This window comes from Streptomyces sp. NPDC043854, from assembly GCF_056436005.1.
In genome coordinates, this window is the sequence record NZ_JBWKDK010000070.1 from 1 (window position 1) to 24115 (window position 24115).

Annotated in this window: 25 protein-coding genes and 1 pseudogene; 11 read left to right on the plus strand and 15 right to left on the minus strand. The window is 68.8% G+C overall.

The features are described 5' to 3' along the window. Nucleotides 1–338 precede the first annotated feature (338 nt). Complete coding sequence (locus AC068A_RS33845; RefSeq protein ID WP_478590113.1) at nt 339–761, minus strand: hypothetical protein; 423 nt, start codon at nt 759–761, stop codon at nt 339–341. A 264-nt stretch (nt 762–1025) separates the two neighbouring features. On the opposite strand from AC068A_RS33845, the gene AC068A_RS33850 reads away from it, so the two are divergent. From AC068A_RS33850 to AC068A_RS33860, 3 genes are all read left to right on the plus strand, one after another. Next, on the plus strand, nt 1026–1265 hold the full coding sequence (locus AC068A_RS33850; RefSeq protein ID WP_478590114.1) for a DUF4259 domain-containing protein: 240 nt from the start codon (nt 1026–1028) through the stop codon (nt 1263–1265). A 292-nt stretch (nt 1266–1557) separates the two neighbouring features. Continuing rightward, nucleotides 1558–1737, plus strand: a complete 180-nt coding sequence (locus AC068A_RS33855; protein WP_478590115.1) for a hypothetical protein — start codon at nt 1558–1560, stop codon at nt 1735–1737. Nucleotides 1738–1804: 67 nt separating this feature from the next. Next, on the plus strand, nt 1805–2071 hold the full coding sequence (locus AC068A_RS33860; RefSeq protein ID WP_478590116.1) for a hypothetical protein: 267 nt from the start codon (nt 1805–1807) through the stop codon (nt 2069–2071). A gap of 5 nt (nt 2072–2076) precedes the next feature. Here AC068A_RS33860 and AC068A_RS33865 read toward each other — a convergent pair whose 3' ends face one another. The 3 genes from AC068A_RS33865 to AC068A_RS33875 are packed head-to-tail and all read right to left on the minus strand — an operon-like array spanning nt 2077 to nt 4035. Then, nucleotides 2077–2286, minus strand: coding sequence for a S1 RNA-binding domain-containing protein (locus tag AC068A_RS33865; RefSeq protein WP_478590117.1), 210 nt, complete (start codon nt 2284–2286; stop codon nt 2077–2079). A 13-nt stretch (nt 2287–2299) separates the two neighbouring features. After that, nucleotides 2300–3643 carry an IS630 family transposase gene (locus AC068A_RS33870; RefSeq protein ID WP_478590118.1) on the minus strand — a complete coding sequence of 448 codons (1344 nt, stop codon included), beginning with the start codon at nt 3641–3643 and terminating at the stop codon, nt 2300–2302. A gap of 47 nt (nt 3644–3690) precedes the next feature. After that, nucleotides 3691–4035, minus strand: coding sequence for a S1 domain-containing protein (locus tag AC068A_RS33875; protein ID WP_478590119.1), 345 nt, complete (start codon nt 4033–4035; stop codon nt 3691–3693). A 211-nt stretch (nt 4036–4246) separates the two neighbouring features. Here AC068A_RS33875 and AC068A_RS33880 point away from each other — a divergent pair, with 211 nt between their 5' ends. From AC068A_RS33880 to AC068A_RS33895, 4 genes are all read left to right on the plus strand, one after another. After that, nucleotides 4247–5074 carry a nucleoside-diphosphate kinase gene (locus tag AC068A_RS33880; protein WP_478590120.1) on the plus strand — a complete coding sequence of 276 codons (828 nt, stop codon included), beginning with the start codon at nt 4247–4249 and terminating at the stop codon, nt 5072–5074. 293 nt (nt 5075–5367) lie between these two features. Next, nucleotides 5368–5640 (plus strand): CU044_2847 family protein, encoded by a 273-nt coding sequence (locus AC068A_RS33885; protein WP_478590121.1) that lies wholly within the window; start codon nt 5368–5370, stop codon nt 5638–5640. Between the two features lie 299 nt (nt 5641–5939). Further along, a complete protein-coding gene (locus AC068A_RS33890; protein ID WP_478590122.1) occupies nt 5940–6824 on the plus strand; it encodes an nSTAND1 domain-containing NTPase in 885 nt (294 codons plus the stop codon). A gap of 198 nt (nt 6825–7022) precedes the next feature. Continuing rightward, nucleotides 7023–7997, plus strand: coding sequence for a tyrosine-type recombinase/integrase (locus AC068A_RS33895; protein ID WP_478590123.1), 975 nt, complete (start codon nt 7023–7025; stop codon nt 7995–7997). A gap of 48 nt (nt 7998–8045) precedes the next feature. Here AC068A_RS33895 and AC068A_RS33900 read toward each other — a convergent pair whose 3' ends face one another. The 6 genes and pseudogenes from AC068A_RS33900 to AC068A_RS33925 all read right to left on the minus strand — a co-directional run. Continuing rightward, complete coding sequence (locus AC068A_RS33900) at nt 8046–9182, minus strand: barstar family protein (RefSeq protein WP_478590124.1); 1137 nt, start codon at nt 9180–9182, stop codon at nt 8046–8048. Between the two features lie 130 nt (nt 9183–9312). Beyond that, nucleotides 9313–10494: a transposase gene (locus AC068A_RS33905; protein WP_478590143.1), complete on the minus strand. Its 1182-nt coding sequence runs from the start codon at nt 10492–10494 to the stop codon at nt 9313–9315. A 39-nt stretch (nt 10495–10533) separates the two neighbouring features. Beyond that, nucleotides 10534–10980 carry a DUF6262 family protein gene (locus AC068A_RS33910; RefSeq protein ID WP_478590125.1) on the minus strand — a complete coding sequence of 149 codons (447 nt, stop codon included), beginning with the start codon at nt 10978–10980 and terminating at the stop codon, nt 10534–10536. After that, nucleotides 10970–13216 carry a tyrosine-type recombinase/integrase gene (locus AC068A_RS33915; protein WP_478590126.1) on the minus strand — a complete coding sequence of 749 codons (2247 nt, stop codon included), beginning with the start codon at nt 13214–13216 and terminating at the stop codon, nt 10970–10972. The genes AC068A_RS33910 and AC068A_RS33915 overlap by 11 nt, the downstream gene beginning before the upstream one ends. Then, entirely contained in the window at nt 13213–14322 is a 1110-nt protein-coding gene (locus AC068A_RS33920) for a site-specific integrase (RefSeq protein WP_478590127.1), read from the minus strand. Before AC068A_RS33920 ends, AC068A_RS33915 begins: the two co-directional genes overlap by 4 nt. Before the next feature lie 121 nt (nt 14323–14443). Then, a pseudogene (locus AC068A_RS33925) lies at nt 14444–16381 on the minus strand (DUF4158 domain-containing protein); the annotation flags it as partial. Between the two features lie 289 nt (nt 16382–16670). On the opposite strand from AC068A_RS33925, the gene AC068A_RS33930 reads away from it, so the two are divergent. Together AC068A_RS33930 and AC068A_RS33935 are read left to right on the plus strand one after the other, a co-directional pair. Then, the gene (locus AC068A_RS33930) at nt 16671–17798 is read left to right on the plus strand and encodes a S8 family serine peptidase (protein WP_478590128.1); all 1128 of its coding nucleotides are present in this window, start codon (nt 16671–16673) and stop codon (nt 17796–17798) included. 392 nt (nt 17799–18190) lie between these two features. Next, nucleotides 18191–18313: a hypothetical protein gene (locus tag AC068A_RS33935; protein WP_478590129.1), complete on the plus strand. Its 123-nt coding sequence runs from the start codon at nt 18191–18193 to the stop codon at nt 18311–18313. Nucleotides 18314–18454: 141 nt separating this feature from the next. On the opposite strand, the gene AC068A_RS33940 is transcribed toward AC068A_RS33935, so the two are convergent. Further along, nucleotides 18455–19396, minus strand: coding sequence for a pentapeptide repeat-containing protein (locus tag AC068A_RS33940; RefSeq protein WP_478590130.1), 942 nt, complete (start codon nt 19394–19396; stop codon nt 18455–18457). A 218-nt stretch (nt 19397–19614) separates the two neighbouring features. On the opposite strand from AC068A_RS33940, the gene AC068A_RS33945 reads away from it, so the two are divergent. Further along, entirely contained in the window at nt 19615–19929 is a 315-nt protein-coding gene (locus AC068A_RS33945) for a recombinase family protein (protein WP_478590131.1), read from the plus strand. Between the two features lie 429 nt (nt 19930–20358). Here the strand turns inward: AC068A_RS33945 and AC068A_RS33950 are convergent, their stop codons facing one another. Both AC068A_RS33950 and AC068A_RS33955 read right to left on the minus strand, forming a co-directional pair. Continuing rightward, complete coding sequence (locus tag AC068A_RS33950; RefSeq protein WP_478590132.1) at nt 20359–20514, minus strand: hypothetical protein; 156 nt, start codon at nt 20512–20514, stop codon at nt 20359–20361. After that, nucleotides 20511–21605 carry a recombinase family protein gene (locus tag AC068A_RS33955; RefSeq protein WP_478590133.1) on the minus strand — a complete coding sequence of 365 codons (1095 nt, stop codon included), beginning with the start codon at nt 21603–21605 and terminating at the stop codon, nt 20511–20513. Before AC068A_RS33955 ends, AC068A_RS33950 begins: the two co-directional genes overlap by 4 nt. Nucleotides 21606–21968: 363 nt before the next feature. Here AC068A_RS33955 and AC068A_RS33960 point away from each other — a divergent pair, with 363 nt between their 5' ends. After that, nucleotides 21969–22295 carry a thioredoxin family protein gene (locus tag AC068A_RS33960; RefSeq protein ID WP_478590134.1) on the plus strand — a complete coding sequence of 109 codons (327 nt, stop codon included), beginning with the start codon at nt 21969–21971 and terminating at the stop codon, nt 22293–22295. 338 nt (nt 22296–22633) lie between these two features. Here the strand turns inward: AC068A_RS33960 and AC068A_RS33965 are convergent, their stop codons facing one another. After that, entirely contained in the window at nt 22634–23062 is a 429-nt protein-coding gene (locus AC068A_RS33965) for an RICIN domain-containing protein (protein ID WP_478590135.1), read from the minus strand. Between the two features lie 232 nt (nt 23063–23294). Further along, nucleotides 23295–23765, minus strand: coding sequence for a hypothetical protein (locus AC068A_RS33970; protein WP_478590136.1), 471 nt, complete (start codon nt 23763–23765; stop codon nt 23295–23297). Nucleotides 23766–24115 lie beyond the last annotated feature (350 nt).

The window sequence follows — 24115 nt, forward strand, 5'->3', positions numbered from 1 at the left end:
TCCCCCCCCCCCCCCCCCCCCCCCCCCCTCCCTCCCCCCCCCCCCCCCCTCCCTCCCTTCTCCCCCCCCCCCCCCCCCCCCCCCCAGGGCCGGCCCTTCGGGCCGGTGTCCTGCGCTTCACTCCGGACGGTTCGGGGTTCCGCTTCGCTTCACCTCGAACGGCCTGCTTCGCAGGCCTGAATGACCCCGTTTCACGGGGTCCGGGCCTACGGCCCGTTGGGCGTGTCCGCTTCGCTCCCCGCCCGGTCCTTCCGGCTTCGCCTCCAGGACTTGAGGCCCGCTTCGCGGGCCTGGCTGGCAGCAGGATGAGGCTGCGGCGTCTGTTGTGTGGCGGCCGGTCAGGGTGCGAAGTACCAGCAGTACAGAGGCTGACGAAGGCCCTCTGCCGTGCGGGCCAGGCCTGCCAACTCCGTCAGGATCCAGGCCGCTGTCTCGGCTGGCACACCCTCGTCCTTGACTGCGGCAAGCTCAGCCCATGCACCCGCAACCTCAACGAGCCGGCCACAACTCGCCTGCACCAGAGCGGAGCACAGCCCGGAAGACAGCTGGAACACCGTGAAGCCGTCTTTCTTCATCGGCACCACATCACGCGAGCCTGCAGCCACACCCCCTGCCAGCAGGACCTCCCAGTCCGCCACCGCATCATCGGGAAAGAAATCCGAGCACGTGAATGAGGGAAACCCATGACGGCGCTGCCGCGGCCCGACCTGGGCAGCCACCTCATCGTCTGGTGCCACGAAGAACTCGACAGTGATAGGCATGACCCGATCATGCCAGCCCCACTTCGCGGGAATGATTCATTCTCACTCCCAGATTGAGAATGCCCTAGGAGGCATGCCGCGCTGAGGCCCAGCTCGCAGAGTGGTGTCGCGGATCAATGAACCTGAGCGGTGCTCAACCAACCTGCGCAGCCGCACAGAGGCCCTCCGAGCCGCCCTCCACTACACCATCATCAGCCACCGCTGAGCCCCCTGTTGTCGGTGCCGCCTGGCACACTCCCGGAGCACCCCATCTCAATGAGACCCATGGGCACCTGGGACGTCGGCCCCTTCGATAACGACACCGCCGCAGACTTCGGCGCCTATCTCGACGAGGCCGCTGCGGCTGACCGGCCCGGACTCGTCCGGGCCGCACTCGTCCGTGTCCTCAACGCCGACGACCCCCTCGACCAGCACCTCGCGGTCGAAGCTGTGGCGGCGATAGCCTCGTCGCCGCCCAGTCTCCCGGCGGCCGGCCCATCACCAGCGCGTACGGGCCCGACCTGACCGTCCCTGCGTTTCCGGCCGACCTGCGGGACATGGCCGCCGCGCCCTGGACCGGGTCGAAGCCGGATCATCCGAGCTGCGAGAACTCTGTGCGGAGACCGACAAGTACCTCGACTGGCTCCGCAGCCTGCAACTCCTGCGCAGGGTGCTCACCTTCCCAACGCCCCAGCCGGTAACCCGCTCCTGGGCCAGGATCGACACCTGGATACAGCGGCACTCCCCCGCCTCCTACGCGTTGCTCGCGCCGCCGGCTGACCCAGCCGAAGTCGAGGCCGCACAGGAAGCGATGGGGGTGCGATTCCCCACCGACCTCCTGGAGTCGCTGGCCTGCCACAACGGGATCACCGAGTGGGCCACCCTGGTCCCCGACCAGCCGCCCATGTCCGTCGCAGAGATCCTCACCCACTGGCAGATGTGCGTCGAGATCGCCGGGGACGACTCCGACCTCACCGAGCCCCCCCGAATGGGCTGATGAACCCTGGTGGCACCCGCTGTGGATCCCCTGGGCACAAAGCGACGGCGACTCCCAGATCATCGACATGCGCGAAGGACCCGGCCAGGGCCGCCTGGGCAAAGCGGCACACGACGACACCGGCCACTTCGACGACGGCTGGCCCAGTCTCTCCACCTACCTCACAGCAGTAGCCGACGCCTTCGACCACGGCACCGACGTCGACAGGCAGGTCCCGTTCCTCACCTCAACGGGTGCCCTGTGGTGGGACTGGTCTGGCGCCACCGACCTGAACGGGAAACCCCTCACCCCCGCCCCCACAACGCAAGCCCAGACCACCCAACCTCACCCGTAACGCATTCAGGAGGGACGGGGTTCGGCCAGAAGGATCCGGTTCCGCTCGTGGTCGACCACCACGAGCGTTACGGACACCTCCTGGCCCTCGCGGAAGACCTCCGCGGACGCAGCCGGCCTTGTGAGCGGAACAAGCCCCTCGACACAATCAGCAAGGCGCACGAAGACTCCGATGGCCGCGATCTTCGTGATGCGTCCGCCCACGACCTGACCCACACGGAAGCTAGTGTTATGCGCCAGAAATCCTGAGGATTAAGTGGGTGCTGGTTGGATTCCTGGATGGGCTGATCCTGGCGAGGTAGTCGGCGAGGGACTTGAGGATCTCGTCGGCAGTCTTGGTCCAGGTGAATGGTCTGGGGTTCTCGTTCCAGGTGTCGATCCAGTCGCGGATGTCCTTCTCGAGGGCCTGAACCGAGGTGTGGACGCCGCGGCGGATGAGTTTGTCCGTCAGCAGGCCGAACCACCGCTCGACCTGGTTGATCCAAGAAGAGCCGGTCGGCGTGAAGTGCACGTGGAAGCGTGGGTGCCGGGCGAGCCACTGCCGTATCTCGGAGGTCTTGTGGGTGACGTAGTTGTCGCACACCAGGTGCACATCGAGCGCGACGGGCACGGCCTTGTCTATCGTGACCAGGAACTTCTTGAACTCGCTGGCCCGGTGGCGGCGGTGGAGTTCGCTGATGACGGTGCCGTCGGCGATGTTGAAGGCGGCGAACAGGCTGGTGATGCCGTGGCGGAGGTAGTCGTGGGTGCGGCGCTCGGGCATGCCGGGCATCATCGGCAGCACCGGCTGCGAGCGGTCCAGCGCCTGGATCTGGCTCTTCTCGTCGACGCATAACACCACGGCCCGCTCTGGCGGGTTGTGGTACAGCCCGACGACGTCGACGACTTTCTCGACGAACTGCGGGTCGGTGGAGAGCTTGAAGGAATCCTGCAAGTGCGGCTTGAGGTCGAACTTCCTCCAGATCCGGCCGATGGTGGACTTCGACAGTCCGGTGCGGGCGGCCATCGAGGCCCGCGACCAGTGCGTGTCCTTGCCCGGCGCGGACTCCAAGGTCGCGACGATGACGTCTTCGACCTGGTCGAGCAGGATGGAGGGCGGCCTGCCGGTTCGCGGTTCGTCCTGCAGGCCATCGAGGCGGTCGGCCACGAATCGGGCCCGCCAACGGTCCACCGTCGACTGGTCCACCCCCAGATCGGCTGCGACCTGCTTGTTCGTCACGCCCTCGGCGCACCGCAGGACGATCTTCGACCGCAGTGCCAGGTACTGGGCGGTCTTCGCCCTCCTCGACCAGCGCACCAGCTGGGCCAGCTCACCCTCGGTCAGGACCAGCTCCGATTTCGGCCGGCCAATAGGGCCCTCGTCCTCAAGCCCCGCCAACCGCTGGACAGCGAACTTCCCACGCCACTTGCGGACCGTCTTCACGCCAGCGCCGACAGCCTGCGCAACACCCGCATTCGACATGCCATCAGCGCACGCCAGGATGATCCGGGCCCGCTCAGACGTGCGCCGGTCCGGCAACCCAGCCCGGCGCACAAGTTCGGCACGCTCGTCCTCAGAAAGAGCGATCTCCACGGCTGCAGGGCCTCGATGCACCATAAAAAGAAGGTAGCAAATAGCCCTCAGGACTTCTGGCGCATCACACTAGGCAGCAGGTCTTCATGATCGGCCCACTCGCCAAGCACGACCCCCACCTGGTGATTGCGGTCGGCGTGCCAGACGACCTCGCCGGTGACGCGCTCCCCCACGGCCGGCAGTTCCATGCACCTGGGCATCCTGTCGATTCTCGCCAGGCCCACCGCATCGGGGCAGCCGTCGATGGACAGGAAGACGCCGAAGGGCTGACGGCCGACGACCTCACCGGTGACGCGGGTACCAACGGGCAGAACGCGGATGGTTTCGGCCCAGGCCGCGGCCGCGTCGGGCACGCCCCTGCCGTTCTCCCCGGGCCAGGAGTACTCGCTCATCCGCAGATCATGGCATGCGCCGGTCACCCCCGGAGAGGCCGCAGTGGAATGGGTAGCCCCTGGCCCCCGATCGGGCGGCCAGGCGGGGCTGGGCGCCGCGGATCCAGCATGATCCGAAAGGCGGGCCCCACCAGCCGCTGGGCCGCAGGACAGGCGGGTACAGTCGAGGCGGTGTGATGCGATCCCACCCCGACCCATACAGGAGTCATGCTTGCCCGAGCCGGACCGCCTCGCCCTCCTCATCGTCAAACCGGACGGCGTGGCCCAGCACCTGACCCGACTCATCTCCTCGTGGATGCGCGACCAGGGCTACTGGCTACGCGGCTTCCGCGAGTTGACACTCAGCCCGGAGCACCAGAGCCTTCTGAAGGCAAATCGCCAGACCAGCGGCCCCATAGACGGAGAGCTGGACGCGGTCATATACACCCTGGGCCCCATCCACGCCCTGCTGCTGGAGCAGAAGACCGACGGGCCCACAGGCAAACCGACAGCCCCCGCTGACCTGGCGGAGCGACTCACCGGAGACTTCCTGCCCCACCGGGCCCAGCCCGGCACCCTGCGCGGGGACTTCGGAGCGCTGAACCCTATCTTCAACCTCGTCCACGCCACGGACAACACCGAAAACCTCGACCGGGACGCGCAAGCTCTCTTCGACCGACCCCTCGCCGAGCTACTGCGGCCGGGCGGCGACACATCATTCGGCATCGCGCAAACCCCGCATCTCCTGCGCCCGTTCAAACTATGGAGCACCGTGGCCAGAGTCCTGACGGCCTGGCTGGGACCAGAGGCCGTACGCCCCATCGACTGGCCCGCAGACTCCCACGGGCCGTCCAGGCCAGCTGTGGGCGCGGCCCTGATGGCCTGCACACGCGCCGCGCAGCGAGCCGGCGGCGAGGCCGGCGAGCTACTCACCGGAGTGCTAGACGGGACCACCTCCTACCCCCACTACACCCGCCTGGTCCCCAGCACCGACCCATGGCCCGGCTACCTCACATACACCACACTGCGCCACCTGACCCTGAGCGCCGACACCCCATGACCGGACCGGCCCAGAGGCTATACGTAGTGGGCAGCCCCGTACCCGGGTGCCGTGCGCCGTCTCCGTGCCACCGCCGAGACCCGCCATACAGCCCGTCGTATGGCCCCTCCGGGATGCGGGGGGCAGCGGCTGCGACGATGCTGGCCGAGACCCCTGAACGGGCCGTCCGCTCCCGTGGACGTCCAGTGTCGGCGGCGGGCCCGGCAGAAGGAGGAGGCGTCGTGATACCTCTGATTCGGGTGGCTCGCATCCCGTTGGAGGGTGGGGGTTGCATCCTGGTGGAGGATTCGACCGTGACCGCCGTCGAGGGCCCGGTGAAGGCTGGCCGTATCGGCGACGCGGTGCATGACCTGCCCAGGAGCCTGGAGGGAGCACTGGAGCCGGTCACGGAGGCGGCACGCGCCACACTTGACCAGCTTCGCAAGGCCAACCCGGACGAGATCACGTTCGAGTTCGGGGTCGACCTGGCGGTCGAGGCGGGTGCCGTGATCACCAAGGGACGCGCCACCGGGCACATGACAGTCACGGTGTCGTGGAAGCGGGACAGGCCCCATGGACAGCCCTGAAGCCGGTTCGCCGGAGCTGCTGTCAGCCGTGGCCCAAATCCTGGGTGCGGACGGGAGGGTGGCCGGTGCGGGCTTCCTGGTGGCCGAGGGGGTGCTGGTCACGTGTGCCCACGTGGTCCGGGCAGCGGGCGGCGGGCCCGGCTCGCGGGTACGGCTGACGTACCCGCACGTGGAGGGTACGCCTGAGGTCGAGGGACGGGTGCTGGACAGGGCGTGGCGCGCTCCTGAGGCCGAGGACGTGGCGTTCGTACGGCTGAGCGGTGCCGTCGCAGGGGCGAGCGTGGTGCCGCGGGCATCAGGTGCGTTCGTTCGGGTTTCCCGCCCAGGCCCCGCCGGAGGGGCACTTCGGCTTCGGTGTCGCCGGTGAGCTGCTGCCGACCACCGAGGGCAGGGGCGCGCACCTGCAGTTGACCAGTGCCAACGACCTGACGACCGGCTTCAGCGGCGGGCCAGTCTTGGACGAGGTGACCGGGCTGGTCGTCGGGATGCTCACGGAGATCACTGCCCTCGACGCGTACGGCCGGGGGAGGGGGATCGCGTACGTCACGCCGACGCACGTGCTGCGGGAGATCCTGCCTGCGCTGGCCGAGCGGGAGGTGTGCCCGTACCGGGGGCTGGAGTCGTTTACCGCGGAGCAGGCCCGGTGGTTCGAGGGCCGTACGGACGCAGTACGGCAGGTCGTCGCGAACCTGGCACGCCAGCAGCGGCTGACGCTGCTGCTGGGCCCCTCCGGCTCGGGCAAGTCATCGCTGGTCCAGGCCGGGGTGCTGGGTGCGCTGGCGGCGGGTGGAGTGCCAGGCAGCGACCGATGGCTGCCCGTCCTGGCCCGGCCGAGACAGGACCTGTTGGCCGAGATCGAACACTCGGGACTCCCGGGAGCCGCCATCGACTCGATCGCCGCGGCGGTCAGGCGCCGACTCGTGGCGGAACCTGCTTACGATCGTGTCCTGTTGGTAGTCGACCAGTTCGAAGAGCTCCTCGCCGGTGGACGTAAGGACCTCCCGGCCGCCGTGGACCAGATCACCGCGGCGATCGGCTCGCACGCCGCGCTCAGGGTGGTCCTGATCATGCGGGATGACTTCTACCCCCAGCTCGCCGCTCTCGCCCCCACGCTGCTGGACGCCGCGATGCCGGGCCTCCTCAACATGCCGGGCACGCTCAGTCAGCAGGACCTCGGGGCATGAGGAACATCGGAACGAAAACCGGCGCTAAGCCTCGATAGGCCCTGGTGGGCGACTGACGGGGCGTCGGCGGCCGGACCCCTCTGAAGTCTTCCCACAGATAACACCCCAATATCTGCGGTAGCTTGATCCGTCACCTGCGGTGATGTTCTCGGGCCGCTGCGCGAAGCGACCCTGTTATCTGCGGCAAGGGGGGAAGCGGTGCCCACTCTCGTTCAGCTGCCGACGGGGAAGGCGGTGAGCGTCCGGACGGCGGCCGACCTGTTCCTTGGCTCGCTCGGCAACCCGAACACAGTCCGGAACTACAGCATCGCCGTCGGGAAGACCGCCGAACGCCTCGGCGAGGGTCGGCCGCTCGCCTCGGTGGCGGACGACGAGATCGGCGAAGCGCTGGAGCTGCTGTGGGGCCGCTCGGCGGTGAACACCTGGAACGCCCGCCGGGGCGCGGTGCTGTCCTGGACCGGCTGGTGCGCGGAGCGAGGCTATGACGGACCAGCGGTCCCGGCCTGGGCGAAGCGGCTGCCGCCGCCGGACTCGGACACTCCGGTGCGCTCGAAGTTGGCGATCGACCGGCTGGTCGCTCGTCGGGACATCCACCTGCGGGAGAAGACGCTGTGGCGGATGCTCTACGAGACGTGCGCCCGCTCGGAGGAGGTCTTGGAGATCAACATCGAGGACTTGGACCTGGCTGGCCGGCGGTGCCCGGTGAAGGCGAAGGGCGCCCAGCCCAAGGTCCGCCGCCGCGGCGGCGCCCGCGAGGACTACGTGCTGGAGACGGTCTACTGGGACGCCGGTACCGCCCGGCTGCTTCCCCGGCTGATCAAGGGCCGCACCCGTGGGCCCGTGTTCGTCACCCACCGCCGTCCCGGCCCCAGCAAGGTCGTCAGCCCGCGCGACGTCTGCCCGGACACCGGGCTCGCCCGGCTCTCCTACGGGCAGGCCCGCGCCCTGCTGGACGAGCACACCGCAGTGCGCGGGCCGGGCACGGGATGGGACCTGCACGAGTACCGCCATTCCGGCCTGACCCATCTCGGTGAGGCCGGGGCCAGCCTGCTGATGCTGATGGCGAAGTCACGGCACAAGAAGACGGAGAACGTCCGCCGCTACTTCAAGCCGTCCCCGGAGGCCATCGCCGAGGTCACCAGCCTGCTCGCGCCCGGCAACAGCAGGCGCTGAAGTCCGCTCGGCCTGTCGCGGAGTCGTATTCGTTCGGGCGCCTGCGGCTCACCGGAGTACGACCGTGACGCCGCGCCGTTCGAGGAGCCGCACGATGTCCTCGAAGTAGGAGAGCCCGTCCTCCGGATCCTCCACCACGTCCGCCAGCGCGCGGCGTGCGATCTCGGAGTCGTGCCAGGTCAAGGTGAACGGCGGGGCCACTCCGAATCCACCGCCCAGGCAGTCCTTGAACGCGTTCCACTCCCGGCCGAAGTAGCGGCCGGGCCCGAGCAGGGCCTCGGCGATCGCGCAGTGCAGACCGGGAACGTCCGTGACGAACCGGCCGTCGAGGTGGTACTCGCCGCCGGAGTGGTCCGGCCGGGGCACGGGCACCCGCCAGGCACGGGTGGTGAGGTCCAGCCACGCGGCCCTGCCCTGCGAGTCGTACGGCACCCACAGGTTGGGCTCTGCCGGCGGGCCCTGGTACCACTCCGCCCAGATCGGGCGGGCCGCCGGCGATGGCCGATCGTCGCCACCATCGGTGAGGGTGATGTCGACGAGTGTGCCGCCGAGCACGGACGGTCGAGCTTCGGTGATGGCCAGGCCCACGGTGCGGGAGGCCATCACGGCCCCATGACGATCCAGGACCAGGAGGTAGGCCCAGTCCCGCTCCGACCGACGGGGCCGTCGCAGCGCCGCGAGCAGGGGCTCTGAAGGCTCGCAGCCGATCAGCTCCATAGGAACGGGAGCCGGGTCCGCTCGCGGTTTGAACAGGCCGTCCACGGCGGAGCACCGACCTGCACTCGCCGCAGCGACCGTCGTCCCCGCGAAGAGCTCGAAGCGCGGCGCCGCAGGCAGTTCGAAGAAGCTCTCCTCGCTGCTGACGGCGGCGCCGAGCACGATGTCGTACCGCGCCGGATCAACCGAGTGGGGCTGATGGGCCACCGCGACCGCATCGACGAGAGTCCACCACTGCACGGGCTTCTCGTCGTCCCAGACCTCGACGCATACGTCGCCCAGACCTCGTAGCGAGCCGTGGGGCTCGGCCAGGACCTCGCTCAGGAGACCATCGGGGCGACATCCACGAAGGGTGAGGACCTCCCGTGGCGGCGGGACCGGGTCAACGAACAACCCTTCGACGCCCGCGCACCTCGCCCAGAGCTGTTCCACCCCGTCTTCGTCCTCCTGAACCAGGAGGTACTTCACCGGAAAGCCCCGGTCCCATCTGGCGAGATCTGCGATGCGCACCCAACCCCCGAACATGTGAGCAACCTTCGCGCCTACGATACGGACCCGCCTGGCCCGGGGAAGACGGAGGACGGTTGCTCGCCCTCGATCACGTCTCGTCGGCGGCGCTCAGATCGCGCAGGGGACGCAAACCGCCGGGCAGTTCCGGCAGCTGGAACGAGTACCGGCCGAGCATGTTGACGTGATGCCGCACGAACGGGGAGAGCCGGGCGACGTCCTCGTCACGGACGTCGAAGCCGTCGGCGCGGAGCTGGGCGACGGCGGCATCCATGTACCGGGTGTTGAAGAGCACCAGGGCGTTGAGGACCAGGCCGAGCGCGCCGATCTGGTCCTCCATGCCGTCCTGGTAGCGCTGGTAGAGCTGCCCAGCCCGGCCGTGGAAGATCTTCCGGGCCAGCGCGTGCCGACCCTCCTGCAGGTTGGCCTGCACCTTGATCTGGCGACGGTAGCCAGGCTCGTCGGCCAGCCGCAGGATGTGCAACGACTTCGCGATCCGCCCGTAGTGCGCGATCGCGTCGCCCAGCGGGGTGGGCCGGCCGTCGCGGGACAGCATCCGGATCACGTCGTAGGCCCGCACCGCGCCGGTGTGGATCGAGCCGATGATCCGCAGGATGTCCTCCCAGTGCCGCTCGATCCGCGCCAGGTCGACCCGGCCTCGGGCCGCTTCCTGAAAGGCGCCGTAGTCGGCCGTCCGGTCGATGCGCCACATCTTCTGATCGGGCAGGTCGGCGAGCTGCGGGGCGTACGCGAACCCGGCGAGCGTGAGCAGGCCGAAGACGATGTCGGAGTAGCTCGCGGTGTCGGTGACGATCATCTCCGGGCGCCGTCCGCCGTCGCGGTCGTAGAGGACGTCCAGCACGTACAGGGAGTCGCGCGGGGTGCCGGCCACGACCTTCCCGCCGAGCCCGGCCGCCTGGTCGTTGATCATGTTGAGCCAGGTCGCCCCGCCTCGACGGCCGAAGTACTTCGGGTTCGGCCGCGCGTACACCGAGGGGACCGGGACGACGAACCGCATCCCGTCAACCGATGCCACGAGCCCGCCGCCCCATGCGCTTGCGAGGCCGATGGACGCCTGGTGCTCGATGAGGGTGGCGTTCGCGGCCCGGTAGGTCGCGAGCCGCAGGTAGGTCTGGTCGACGTGGGACAGCCGCCCGTACTTCAGCGCGTCGACCCCGCCGATGACCGGGGTGTAGCCGACATTGCAGCCCAGGCTTATCTTGAGCTCCAAGACGCCGCGCCTCGTTGACCTGGGACGATGCGGTGAGGACAGCGTCCGAGAGGCATCCGGCGAAGCTGCTCTGAGGCCGCCTCAGCATGGGCCGATCGTTGTCGAACCGCGACCCTGGCGGCGGGCCGCCGGGACGGGCGGGCTCTGCAGCCGGGCGGCGCGAAGGTCGCCGAGCGCGCGGGCGAGTTGGTCCCGGAGCTGACGGTTCTCCTCGGCAAGTCGGCGGTTGCGTTCGTTGGCGGCCTCCAGCCGCCGCAGTAGCGAAGCGTCGGAGGCGCGCTGCCGGGCAGGCACCGGGTCGGCGGAGGCTCGTTGCCGTTCGGCCCGCAGCCGTTCGATCTCGGCTCGCAGGTCGGACTGGGTGTAGAGCCAGGACCGTGAGACGCCGGCCGCGCGGGCCACGGTGTCGAAGGTGACGGCCGTGCCCGCGGCGTCGATCTCGCGCAGGGCCTGGATCGCCTTGGCCCGGGTGTACTCGTGCCGGTTGTGGGCCGCGGCGACGATGTGGCGGGAGTTGTCAGCCCGCATCGGCCACCTCCGCGTCGCCGGGGGGCTCGTCGGCCTCCAGGGCGGTGATGATCTGGTCGAGGTTGCCGAGGACCTGCTGGTTCATCTCGACGACGCGGAGCTGGCCGCGGGCCTCGGCCGCCGAGACGATCTGCAGGAGTTGTTGGCGCTGCTGCCGGTGCTGGGGCAGGAACTCAGGGGTGGTCACGAACATCGGGCAGGTCAGACAGGCGTTGGCATGCGGGCAGGTCTTCTGCAGGGGCAGCCCGCAGAAGCCGTTGGGCAGGGCCTGGGTGACCCGGCCGAGACGCTGTTTGGCCCAGGCCGCCTCGGCGAGGTGCCCGTCCGGGTCGAGGGCGACCTGCTCGCCGCGGATGTCGACCTTGCGGGCCTGTTCCCAGTGGCGGCGGATCGTCTTCTCGTTGAGCCGGGCGTAGTGGGCCGTCATCATGTGCGAGTCGTGGTCGAGCAGGACGCGTACGACTTCCTGCGGGACATCGCGGTTGATCAGCCGGGTCCCGAAGGTGTGGCGCCATTGGTGCGGGGTCGGGCGGACGCGGCGGCCGTGCTCGTCGCGGACGTCGACCTCGGCGAGCCACTGGTTGAGCATGCGCCGGTAGCTGCTGTCGATCAGCGGCTTCGTGCCGTCCGGGTTGGCCGTCTTCTGTGGGAAGAGCACCGGGCTGCCGTCCGGCCAGCGGGCGGTGATGCGCTGCTGCTGGGCGGCGATGGCGGCCTCGACCTCGTTGTCGATGGGGACCAGGGCCTCGCGCTTCATCTTGTGGTTGAAGTAGCGCAGGTAGGGGGCGTTGTCGGCATCCCGGACGATGCAGTCCAGCGGCAGCCGCAGTGCGTCGGAGACGCGCAGGCCGCAGCGCATGAGGATGAGGGTGACGAGTCGGCCGACGGGGTCGTGCCAGCGGTCCATGTTGGCGGGCTGTTCGAGCTGGGTCATCACGTGCTCGGCCAGGGCCCGGGGCAGCAGCTTGGCGCGCTTGGGGTAGTCCTCGGCGAAGAACACCGCGGTGGTGGGCAGGGTGTCGTCCCAGCGGTGTTGTCGGATGGTCTGGAAGAAGTGGTTGACCAGACCGATGAACTCCCCGTGGGTCTTCTGCCCGCCCACGGTTGCCTGGAGATCGGCGAGGTAGCGCTCCAGCACTAGCCGGTCGATCTGCGCGAGCGCGTCGACGCCAGCGGCCGGGGCAGCGAGGAAATCGGCGAACCGGGTGATCGCCACCACGCACTTGTTGGCCTGGCCGGCTCCGAGTCCGGTGCTCAGGCGCCAGCGCACCCAGCGCTTGGCGAGGTCCTTCAGCCACGGCTGCGGGATGCGGTCGAACCGCAGGTGGGCGTGGGGTGAGGCGATGCCGAGCTGCCGCAGCCGCCACACATCCCGGGGATACTCCACCTCCCAGCCCCGGCCCTGCTGAAGCTCTTCGACCTGGCGGCGGGCGTAGATCACCAGCGCGACGGAGGAGCTGCCGGTGGTGGCCTTGCCCCGCGGGAAGCGTTCCCGCCAGGTCTCCTCCGTCCAGTCCAGCAAGGAGCGGACCCCGGTGCTGGCGACGAAGCAGACGACGTGGCGGACGCGGCTGGGCGGGGTCTTGATGCGCTGATCGTCGTGCCGCCGCTGGAGGGCGTACTGCATCTCCAGCCGCAGCTGGCCCGTGAGCCGGCGCACGTCCAGTCGCTCGTGGCCGGGCGGGTGCTCTTCATAGAGCTTGATGAACTCCGCGGGCTCCGGGAAGCCGGCCTCCCGCCATCGCGACCGGTGAGAGATGCAGAACGGTGTGCTGGCCTGCGCCCACAGCTCGCAGAAGGCGACCAGACACTCTGGATGGTCCGCCGGCTTCCCCGTCAAGCTTCGTTCGGCCAGCCACTGCTCCAGGGGAGGACTCCCCGCATGGCTCCAGGCCCACCGGTGGCTCTGACACAGGCCGCGGCCCTGGACGCCGTAGTGGCAGCCGGTCACCCGGCATGCGGCCAGCGGGGCATATCCGCGCATGAGCGGCTCGGTCGTCGCGGCGAACTCCTCAAGCTCGGGGCGTCCTTGGCCGTTCCACCGGTGGTGGTGACCGATGCAGAGTCCTCGGCTGCGGCCGATCCGAGAGCATGCGGGGACGTGGCATGGCGGGCCGCCGAAGACGAGGTCACCAGGGTCGATGTCGATGACTTCGGCGCGGAACTCGGGGCGGACCGCGGCCATCAGCTTCTCCAGCAGCCCGTGGTGGCGCGGGGGCGAGGCGGGCGTGGTCACCAGCGCACCTCCGTCCCGGTGAGGAACCCTGCCTCTTCCAGGGCGCGGCGGGCGTCCTCGGCGGTCAGGTGCCCGTATGTGTCGGTCGTGGTGGTCAGGCAGGCGTGTCCGAGGAGCTTGCTGACGACCTCGATCGGGGTGCCGCCCCGCAACAGCCTGGTGGCGTAGGTGTGGCGATACCAATGGGGGTCGTAGTCGATGCCTGTCTTCCGGCGCAGGCGTCTGACCAGGTCGTAGATGGCCGCGTAGGTCATTGCGTGCCCGTGCGGGGCGGCCCAGAGATTGACGAAGACGTAGTCGGAGTCGAGGTCGCCGTACTCGGTGTGCATGTAGTCGGTGTAGAGCCTCATCAGCTCGGCGCTGACCGGGATCGTCCTGGTGGTCGCCGACTTGGTGCGGGCGCCGTTGGCGTTGAGCCGGGGCACCACGGTCAGCTCACGCTCGGCGACGGCCCAGTCCTCGTGCCGCAGCCCAAGAGCCTCCCCGATCCGCATACCGGAGTCGAAGAGGACGGCGAACAGCAGCCGGTCCCGCAGCCGCTCGCAGGCATCGAGGACGGCCTGGGCCTCGGCGGCGGTGAGGATGCGCGGGAGTTTCTTCGCCGTCTTGAGTGAGATCGCCCGCCTCGATTGCGGCCGGCCCTTGGTGACGTGGTGCAGGAACGGCTTCCACGCGGTGCCGCGGCGCCCGGCCGGCTGCCAGGTCGTGAGCAGTTCACCCAGGTCGACGCCGTGACGGGCGGCGTGCTGGTAGAAGGCGCTGACCGCCGAGAGCTTCCGGTTCACCGTGGTCTCACCGCAGTGATGCTCGACGGACGGGAGCACCGAGACCGCCCCAGTGCGGGCCGCGGGCGGCAGCCGCAGCCAGGCGACGAACTCGCCGACGTCCTCCAGGCGCACCTCGCGCCACTCCAGCCCGCGTACGGCGAGGAAGGAGAACCAGTCCTTCAGGTCGTGCGCGTACGCCTTGATCGTGTTCGGTGACCGCTCGGTGTCGGTGAGGTAGGCAAGGTAGCGCTCGATCGGCTCGACCGGGGACGCGTCGTCGCCGAGCACCGTCCACGACTCAACCGGCGAGGACGGCATCACCACACGCTGTACGAGCATCGGACCTCCGGGGGATCTGCGTGATAGACGGCGGCAGATAACCACATCCACCAGGCAGAGACCGGGGCCTCATCTGGGCTTGCTCAACATCAAGGACGCCCTTCGGGCGGCTCAAGATAACGTGCGCGACCAGAAGCGCGGCGATCGTGACGTGCAGGTCCTTCAGCCGGGCCTCGCCGCCGGTGACCGAGGTGAACGCCTGGTCGGCGCCGGTCCAGGAGAACACCTCCAGCAGCACCTCGGGCAGGTCCACGCGGGGCAGCATCGCATTCACCGCCGCCCGCAGATCGAGCAGGGACGCCGGTTCGGGCTCCGGCTCCAGTGCGGCGAAGTGCAGCCGGCCCTCGTCATCGAAGACGATCTGCGCGTTGTCCGACAGCCGGGAGGCGACCTCGCGGTACGTGCCGTCCAGCAGCGCGGCCCGCGCCGCCAGGTGCTCGCCCGCCTCCCCGGGCAGTCCGAGCGAGGCCAGCACGGTCGGCCGGGCCTGCTCCCACGCCTCGCCGTCCAGCAGCTTCGCCCGCGGGTCGCCCCACTTCGAGGAGTTCTTCGCGAAGACCTGCTTGCTTCGCAGCATCCGGTGCAGCTGCTCCAGCACGCAGAACGTGTACGCCTTCCAGTCCACCGTTCCCGGCTCCAGGTGCGGGGCGGAGAGCACCAGGCGCCGCCACGACGCGACGAGCAGGCCGGCGTCGATCTCGGCCGGGCCGACCTTCTTGCGGCCCATCAGGTCCGGCAGCGACTTCAGCGCGGTCAGGACCGGCGCACCCTCGGGAGTGGCGCCGAAGTCGACGGCCTGGACCAAGAGCTTCAGGAACGGCCGGACGGTGCCGAACCTGCCCACGAGCATGGATCGCCACGTCTCGTCCGCGTCGGAGTCCAGCGGCGGCGTCAGCTCGAACAGCGCGGCGATCGCGGCGGCCAGCTCGTGCCGCGGCACGACCGCCTCGATCTGCTCCCACATCGCCTCGAAGCTTTCGACCTGGGGCCCGGTTACCTCCCCGGTGTCGGTGTCGACCAGCTCGCTCGTGGTGTCGAAGACGACCTGAAACGCGGTCGCCAGCTTCGCCGACGCCCGCTCGACCCGCGGCAGCGTCTTCATCTTCTCCTTGACCGTCTCCCGCTCGGCCTTGGCTAGCAGCTTCGTCGCGATCAGCACCTCCAGGAGGTCGAGCGCGTCGTCGACGGCCCGGGTCGTCAGGTAGACGGTCGTGGCCAGCAGCGTTGCCAGCCGCCGGGAATCGCCGTGCCGACGCAGGAGCGACGCCTTTCCGTCCACGCCGTACCGGGACAGCTCCGCCAGCCGCCGCGGCGGGATCGCCGACACGTCCAACTCGCCCATGCCGAGGCCGGCAACCTCTTCCGCGCGCTGGAGCGCCCACTTCATCTGCGGTCCGGACACGCGTACCGGGCCGCGGCGCAGCCGGTCCAGCTCCGAGACCCGCTCGCCAGGCGGCACCATCAGCAGCGAGTCCAGCACCGCCCGCTGTCCGGTGTTCAGCAGCCCGTACAACGTGTCCCACAGCCGTTGGTTCGCCGCCTCGCGAACCGAGGCCACCAGCCTCGTCAGCGTCGTCACCCCGGGCAGCAGCACCCGCCGCTCGCGCAGCCACCCGGCCGCCGCGTCGAACAACGCCTTCGGGCCCTCCCCGGTCGTCCAGGCCCGCGCGTCCACCCAGACCCGAAGCTCGGCCTCCGCTTCGGCGAACTCGCGGTACTCCAGGACGCGGCGCAGCTCGCGTACGTGCTCCAGCCGGGTGTTCTCCCGTTCGCCGTACGCCTTCAGCACCGACGGGTTGCCGATGTCGAGCTGCTCGGCGAGGTAGTCCACGACCGCCGCCGGCACATCCGTCGGGTCATCCAGGAACACCCCGAGGTAGCGCGCAGTCGTGAGCTGGGCGGCATAGCCCAAGCGGTTGTGGGACCGACGCTTGGACTCGATCAGCGCCCGGTCCGCGTCGTCCAGGAAGAAAAAACGCTCCAGCTCCGTGCGGGACGGCGTTCCGCGATACGCCGCGTACGCGGCAGCCTGCTCATCCGTCAAAAACTCGACCGGCACCCCGGACCTCCAAACAGTCGATCAATACGACTGCCGAAGGTTCAGCCCCTACAGAAGCCCAGGTCAAAGCCCTCGTCGAGGTGGCACGGGCTTAGCGCCGGTTTTCGTTCCGATGTTCCTCGCCCCCCTGTTCCTGGCCGTGCCGCCGGGCTGCCCGGCGGCCTCCGTGTGATGAGGTGGGTCCCGTGCGGGATTGCAGCGCACGGACATACGGAGGGGCAGAAGAATGCAGGGCACCATACGTCGACGCGGGACATGGCTGAGGGCATTGGGGGTAATCGTCGCTGCGGTGGCGGTCAGCTCCGGCATGGTGATGCCGGCGGCAGCCGATACCGACCCGCCGGACTACCTCACGGTTATGAAAGCCCCGGACATGTGGAAGGTCGCAGACGGAACCGGCATCACCGTGGCCGTCGTCGACAGCGGCTTCAAGCAAGTCCCGGGCGTGCGGAGCGAGTCCGTCCTTCCAGGCGTGTCGGTGATGTCGCCGCCGGCCGAGCAGCCAGACAAGAAATACTCGCCGCACGACGACGTCAGCGGGCATGGGACCACCATGACCGCAGCGATTGTCGGCGACGGCACAGGAGGCGGCCCGAAGGGCCTGGCTCCCGGCGCCAAGGTCATGCCCGTCCGCACCAGCCTCGGCACGCCCATGGCCTTTGCCACAGGCGCCGAAGGTGCCAAGGGGATCCGATACGCGGCCGACAACGGGGCCAAGATCATCAACTTGAGCTGGGGCGACTACTACAGCTTCGAAAGGCTCAAGGCGGCTGTCCAGTACGCCCAGAGCAAGGGAGTGCTCGTCTTTGCTGCCATGGGAAATGAGGGGGAAGGCAATAATGCAACCAACTTGATCACCATGGTTCCGGGAGTCATCGGCGTAGGAGCCATCGACGAGACGGCCGAGGCGCTGGAGCTCAGCTCCCACGGGCGAGACACGGACCTGTCCGCATACGGCAGCAAGGCCCCGGTCCGCTGCAAGGACAACACCGCCTGGTGTGTGAAGGACGGAGGCACCTCGTACGCCACCGCCCTGGCCTCCGCCTCCGCCGCGCTCGTATGGTCGGCTCACCCCGACTGGACCGCAACCCAGGTCGCCCGCGTCCTCATAGAGACCGCCGGCGGCCCCGTCGACGGCCGCAAGCGCGACGACTGGATCGGCTACGGGGCGGTCCGCCCGCGCATGGTACTGCTGGAGAAGGCAGGGAACCCGGGGACGCCTGACGGCGACCCGCTGGTCCCGGCCTCCGCGAATACCCCGACCCCGACCCCCAGCGTCGGCCAGGCAGCTGCGGCACCGGCGAAGTCCGCGGATGCGGCATCAAGCCTCTCCTGGAAGTGGCTGGCGCTGGGTGCCGTCGCCGCCGTGGGGATCGGCCTCGGCGTCACGGTGCTCGTCAAGCGCCGTCACCGCTGACCCCGCACCGGGCTCGCCGGGCGGGCCGGCAGCCGCGTGCGGGGAGCCCCGTACGCGGCCGCGCCTCTTCCGAGGTTTTTGACGTCACTCCTCCGAGCAGGCCGCCCAGGAGCAGCCCGAGGCCTCCTGAGCCGTCCCGTCCCGAGCGGCCCCGTGGTCACCACGGGGCCGCTCGGCGTTTCCCGGCGCGCTGTCAGCGGTGGGCGCTACCGTTTCCCTGACACGGCCAGACGCGTACCGCCGTTCGCCGCCGTCCCGCGCCCACGCCGCCGGGGCACAGCCGGCCAAGGTCTTTCGAGGCCCGCGGGGTGCACCACTTTGCTTTGTCCTTGACTGGCCTCGACGTACACGGCCGGCGGGAGCGTGGGAGATCGCCGTGCCTGGAGTGCGCCATGTCGCCGAAGAAGCAGAGCACCGCGGCCCAGAAGGCCCGCGCCGCCGCCCGCCAGGGCGAGAAGTTCACCACCGCGCTACGCGGGGTGCCGTTAACGAATGGCGAACCAGCCGACATGTAGCTGAGCGTGACGGCACTCAGGGTGATCTCCATGCTCCAGACGGACCCAGCATGATCGGCTGTTTCCCATCCCAGACGGCCAGGTCAGAGCCATAATCGCGGCGGCGTACATGCACTGGTGCGTTGACGTTCGAGGGAACCTCTACCTCGCCCGGGACTGTCTCACCACCTTGAGCGGGTCCTCCAAGACAGCGATCCAGTCCCTGACCCTGGGGTCCTCTGCGAGGTGTGCTGGCAGTTTGGTGGTCCGTGTTGGGCGGGCGGTCAGCAGTTGCTCGACGGTCAGGCCCTGGGCCTCCTTCAGATCCGTCCACTTGAGCGCGGTCGCCTCCCGCCAGGCCTTGACGATGGCCCCGTCCAGGGATTCCTCCCGACGGGTCTCCACCAGATAAGCCCCCGCCAGATAGGCCCCCACTAGCCGCGCCTCTGCCAGATAGGCCCCGGCCAGCCAGGCGTTCTCCAGATGGGCTGCCGCGAGACGTGCCCCTTCAAGATGGGCCCCCTCCAGATGGGCCCCTTCAAGATGGGCTTCCACCAGATCGGCCCCTTCAAGATGGGCCTCCATCAGACGGGCCCTTCCGAGATGGGCCTTGCGTAGATCCGCACCTCGCAGGTTGGTACGGGTCAGATTGATGGTGAAGCGCTCTGTGCGGTCGAGTGGCCGTCTCCCGAGCACCGTCAGGGCTGCCTGAACCGGCTCGGTCGGCCGGAGGTTTGCGGCCTGCGCTTCAGCGTGCCTGGCCGGCGCGCTGGCGCGCGGTGCCCTGGCACTCAGGCGCTGGCGGGCAAGTCGCAAGCGTTCCTGTGTTGAGGGCTCGGCCGTGGAGGGGGCGTGCTCGCGAACGAATGCGGCGAGGACTTCAACGATGGTGGCGTGGTCCCTCCGCGAGTCCCACATGATGCGCTCCAGCGCGTAAATACCGCCGAGCTGCTCGAACGGCTTTTCCGAAGCGATCTGACTGATGGCCTTGGTGTACCGGTCAGTGACCTGTCCTTCGCGGGCCTGGTGCAGAGTTCGGTGGGTGTAGAGGATGCCGACCGCCGCCAGCCCCCCGGCGCCCAGCGCTAGTAGGGCGGTGCGCACTCCCGTGACTGTGGTTGCCACAGGCTGAGTCAGATCAGAGTTGAGGTATCGCGCATCGAACCACCAGGGGACTCGCCACAGCGCTGCCCCGACCGCAGCAACTCCAACGAGTACCGCCAGGCAGCTCCACACCCACATCCACTTCGTTCGACGCCACCACTTCGTATCCATGGCATCCAGCACAGCGGCGCTGTGCTGGAGCGGCCGCAAGACATGGCATGGCCGCGCGCATAGACCACCTGTACGGCCTGACAGCCGCGGTGCCCGAGGCCGCCACGAAGCCGACTCGGGTCGGGTACGCGAGGTGCTCGACCGCGCAGCAGGAGTTGCAGAGTCAGCTCGACGCGCTGAACGAGGAGGGATGCGATCCGGTCTTCTCGGAGAAGATCAGCACCCGAATCAAGGTCCGCCCGCAGTTCGCCAAGGCCATGGACTTCGCCCGCACGATCAAGAAGGCCGTACCGCATCAGCGGGTCATCTTCACCGTCCATGAGATCGGCCTCGGGGAACAATGGAACAGCGGTTGGCGCTAAGGAATGATCTTGTCGAGTTGGGGCCCGCAGTAGCGTGACGTGGAGGCGTCATACTCGCTGATAGAGCGCCGATTTGTGACGGTTGGACGGCACGCTCGCAGCCGAGCAGCGCGGCGGGCCTCTCAACGGCGCCACGCTCTTGATCGACAGCGTCCTGAGCAGTAGACGGTGTCCTGGCGGCGGCTGGCGCCGGCGAAGGTGATTCGTGCGCACTCCGGGCAGGTCAGCAGCCGGTTCATGCCCTCGGCGCCGGTTCACTCTGCCTCGGCGAGCATCAGGGCGAGGCCCGTGATCCGATCGCTGGTCCGCCGGTCCCTGTACGCCTGGGCCCGGCATACGTCGTCGCAGTACCGGCGCCGCGGCGATGCCTTTCTCGGCAGCCGGGCCCCGCAGGAGGCGCAGAAGCGGATGCGGCCCACGCTTCCAGCATCACGCGCGCCGGTGGGGTCCGTCCTGGTCGGCGTCGGTGTCCGTCTCCGGGTCTTCGCCGGACTCGGGCCAGCGCCCGAAGGGGCCGATTGGCTGCTCAGGAGTGGCGCCGAGCACGCCCGGTCCCTTCGTGCGATGCGGCGGCATCGGGATCATGCGTCCTCCCCTTCGTGGCGGGCCTGCGCCAGCAGCGCCGCCACGACGTCGTCTTCGTCGCTCTCAGCCTGTTCAACGAGCGTGTCCAGCACGCCGTCGCCTTGGAGGACCTGCCGCTGAAGGCGTTCCATCAGCTCGGGGTCGGTGCCGCTGCCGGGGGCGGTGAGGTCTACCCGTGTCGGCCGGCGCGGAGCGACGATCTCCGGCCCGGCGGGGGCGCCGGTCTCCTCGGCGTCGGCGAGCGCGCGGTAGACGGAGGCGACGGAGGGGTGCCGTCCGGCGTTCTTCCCGGTCCTGATGGTCAGCTTCTTGGCGATCTCGGGGACGGGGACGCCTTTGTCCTTGAGCGCGCGGGCGAACAGGAGCATGTCGTCGTCGATGACCTTCGGCCGTCCGCCGTGGTTGCCCTTGGTCGCGGCGGCGACCTGGCCCTCCAGGGTCTTCTCCCGGATGTAGTTGCGGTCGAGCTGGGCGGCGACGGCGAGGACGGCGAAGAACATCGCGCCCATGCCGTTGGGGTCGTAGATGCCGGTGAGCGGGCCGGTGAGGAGTTCCAGCTGGACACCGGCCCTCTGGAGCTGGTTGGACAGCGTCATCAGCTCGGCGGCGTTGCGGGCCAGGCGCTTGAGCTCGTGGACGGTGAGGATGACCTCCTGGTCGGGGGCGGCCTCCTTGATGTCGTACGCCAGCTTCAGCGCCTTCTCCAGTTCGGGCCGGGTCTTGACCCGGGTGGAGATCTTCTCGGAGAAGATCCGCTTGCAGAGCGGTTCGAGCGCGTCGAGCTGGCTGGCGAGTTCCTGCTGGGCGGTCGAGCAGAGGGCGTATCCGATCCGGATCGGCTTGGCCGCCGCGGCGGCCGGCTGAGCCTCGATGGGCGGGCCGGGCTTCCACGGCCGTCCCGGGCCGCGGTCCTCGGGCACCGGGACCTCCAGCTCCTCGCGGAGCGCGGGCACGAGGATGAAGCGCGGGGTGTGGTACTTCGTTGCGGTCTTCCCGCCGCGGGTGCGGCAGGTACTGCCCGCCGGGGCTTCACACTTCGGACAGTCGTTTCGTTCTACCGCGATTGCGGCTTGATCGGGCGTCAGATCCACCCCGGCAGTCTGTCAGAACTGTCTCGCACAACGCCCCGGTTTTGAGAGGACTTTTGCGAGTGGCGACCTGCGGAAACGTGATCGCTCCGGGGCTCTCGCAGAACTCTCACAGATGGTCATTTATGAGAATCACCGTGCGTGCACCCCTGGCCCCCGCGGCTGAGGCAGCGGGTCTGTCGCAAGGACTGACCGATCTCTGACCCCCGGCCCGCGAGAGTGGCCCTTTCACGGCCGCTCGGCCTGCGGCTGCGCGTTGCCCAGGGGAACCTTTGAGGCGTTTTGACGGTTTTCCTGGGTTGGAGGAGTTGAGAGCAGTTGCTGAGGGCAGCATGAGGTCGCTGTCGTTGCGATCTAAGGAGTTTCATGTCTGACCGAGTCACATCGACGAGCGATGCTTCGTTCGAGCAGGACGTGCTCATGTCGGATCGGCCTGTGCTGGTGCATTTCTGGGCCGAGTCGTCAGGGCCGGCCAAGATGATCGCCGCGATCCTTGATGACATCGCCGTGACCTACGGTGACAAGCTCCAATTTACCAAGATCAATACGGACGACAACCAGGCCACGCCGCCGAGGGCGGGCGTCCGAGGCATCCCCACAGTGGTCCTCTTCAAGAACGGTGCTGCGGCGGCGAAGAAGGAGGGGACGCTGTCCAAGTCGCAGCTGACCGCCTTCCTGGACGCTCACCTCTGACAGCCCGTCGCAGAGGCGATCGGATCAAGAGGGCCGCGCGAGTGAGTCTGCTGGCACGGTCCTGGTAGGGGCATGACCCCGAGGCACCGGAAACCCGCCACGGGATGATCTTGGAGTCTGGAGGGGTGGTGCGCTACGAGCGTTGCTCGTAAGGACGGTGACGCTGTTCTCGTACTCGCGGCGAGGACGGCGGTGTTGCGCAGGGCGAGCCCTGGCCGCACCGTACGGCGTCGCCGTGCCCTTACGCGGCACCAGGGCGGGTAAAAGCGGCTGTCGGGGGCCGGTCCTGCGTCAGCCCCGCCGGCAGGTAGCCGGCGGGGCTGACGAGGAAGCGTGGGTCAGGAGAGGCGGAACTGCTGATTGGGGTGGTTCACATCGGCCCACTGGACGAGCTTGGCACCGTCGCTCGTGGCCTCCTGAAGCACGGACAGGACCTTGCCGGTGCTGCGTGCCGCCAGCGCGAAGTACCCGTCGTCTTTCTGAATGAGCTTCCACTCCATGTTCGTCTTGCCCGGGATGTAGTCCCACTGGACCACGTCGGCACCGTCGTTGGTGGCCTCCTGAAGCACGGCCAGGCATTTGCCGCTGCTGACCGCCCGGACGATGTAGTACCCGCCCGAGGTGTGCTCCAGGTTCCACTTCATGTTGTCCTTGGAAGCGAAGAACTCCCACTGGACGATCTGAGCACCGTCCTTGGTGCTCTCGGCTTCGACGGAAGCGCACTTGCCGCTGTGACGGAACATCAGGGCAGCGGTGAAAACGGTCATGGGCTTTCCTCGATCAGCCGTTATGAACAGGTCAACAGGGTGTGGGCGGCGAGTAGTGGTTCGTCTGACTCGCAACCACACCGGGTGGTCATTTCGGAGGCCGGATCAGCCCGAACCGGTCTCTCCCGGGGCGGGCAGCCGGCCTCACGCGAATGTTCGTCGCGGCACTACCGGCGGCCGGGAGTGCCGCGACGAGGTCACCGGGCCCGGAAAGCGCCCCTTAGCCCTGCTTTCACGGGGACTGGTCGCCCCTGGGACTCACGTAGTGCGCCATGATCTGGGTGCGCCCGTCACCGTTGCTCTGGACCGTCCAGGCAGTCGCGTTGCCGATGGCGCGGGCATTGAGCGCCAGGACCTCGCCGCCGTCGAACTTGTGCATGAACGTCTGCCCGATGGTGTTCTCCAGGCGGACGCCCGTAGCGGCACCGATCCCGGCAACCGCCTGGCTGCCGTCCAGGACCGCGTTGTTCGCGAACAGCGCTGTTGACACCCACCCGTCCGAGTAGGTGGTCGCTGTCTGCTGAACCACGAGGCGGGCGTGGTAGGAGACCTCCCACCAGCCGGGGTAGGGGATCGTGAGAGTCGGGACCTCGGAAACGGGGGCGAAGGCGCCCGGAGTGAGGGTGCGGAGGAAGTCGACCTGACGGGTCTGGGCCCACAACTGCCCGCCCAGCTGGGACGGAGCACCACTGCTTGTCGTCATGGATGTCACGCTAATGAAGACAAAGGGCCCTTTAGTGCGGTCGGCCAGATATCGCCGTATAGCTGACTTGATGATCGCTATCGAACGTCGGCGCAGTTCACGAATGCCTGTTGCGTGATCCTTCGCGCTGCGCACCGTTGAGAGCACCACCGGCACCGGCCAGCTACCTCAGCGGCTCGCGGCACGGACGGCGCACCCGGTGCACCGTCCACCCAGGCGGATTGCTCCGCCATCTCGCGGAAGCACACCTGCCCGTGCGGGGCCTGCTGGCTCGGGTCACCCCACGCGACGGCGAGAGAGTCGGCCTGCCGGTCAGCAATCGGCGCTGCCAACCTCCTTGGCTGACAATG

Coding starts and splice junctions, on each gene's coding strand:
- AC068A_RS33845 (WP_478590113.1), bottom strand. CDS start 761: ATGCCTATCACTGTCGAGTTCTTCGTGGCACCAGACGATGAGGTGGCT.
- AC068A_RS33850 (WP_478590114.1), top strand. CDS start 1,026: ATGGGCACCTGGGACGTCGGCCCCTTCGATAACGACACCGCCGCAGAC.
- AC068A_RS33860 (WP_478590116.1), top strand. CDS start 1,805: ATGCGCGAAGGACCCGGCCAGGGCCGCCTGGGCAAAGCGGCACACGAC.
- AC068A_RS33875 (WP_478590119.1), bottom strand. CDS start 4,035: ATGAGCGAGTACTCCTGGCCCGGGGAGAACGGCAGGGGCGTGCCCGAC.
- AC068A_RS33910 (WP_478590125.1), bottom strand. CDS start 10,980: ATGCGGGCTGACAACTCCCGCCACATCGTCGCCGCGGCCCACAACCGG.
- AC068A_RS33920 (WP_478590127.1), bottom strand. CDS start 14,322: ATGCTCGTACAGCGTGTGGTGATGCCGTCCTCGCCGGTTGAGTCGTGG.
- AC068A_RS33935 (WP_478590129.1), top strand. CDS start 18,191: ATGTCGCCGAAGAAGCAGAGCACCGCGGCCCAGAAGGCCCGCGCCGCC.
- AC068A_RS33945 (WP_478590131.1), top strand. CDS start 19,615: ATGGCCGCGCGCATAGACCACCTGTACGGCCTGACAGCCGCGGTGCCC.
- AC068A_RS33950 (WP_478590132.1), bottom strand. CDS start 20,514: ATGATCCCGATGCCGCCGCATCGCACGAAGGGACCGGGCGTGCTCGGC.
- AC068A_RS33960 (WP_478590134.1), top strand. CDS start 21,969: ATGTCTGACCGAGTCACATCGACGAGCGATGCTTCGTTCGAGCAGGAC.
- AC068A_RS33965 (WP_478590135.1), bottom strand. CDS start 23,062: ATGACCGTTTTCACCGCTGCCCTGATGTTCCGTCACAGCGGCAAGTGC.
- AC068A_RS33970 (WP_478590136.1), bottom strand. CDS start 23,765: ATGACGACAAGCAGTGGTGCTCCGTCCCAGCTGGGCGGGCAGTTGTGG.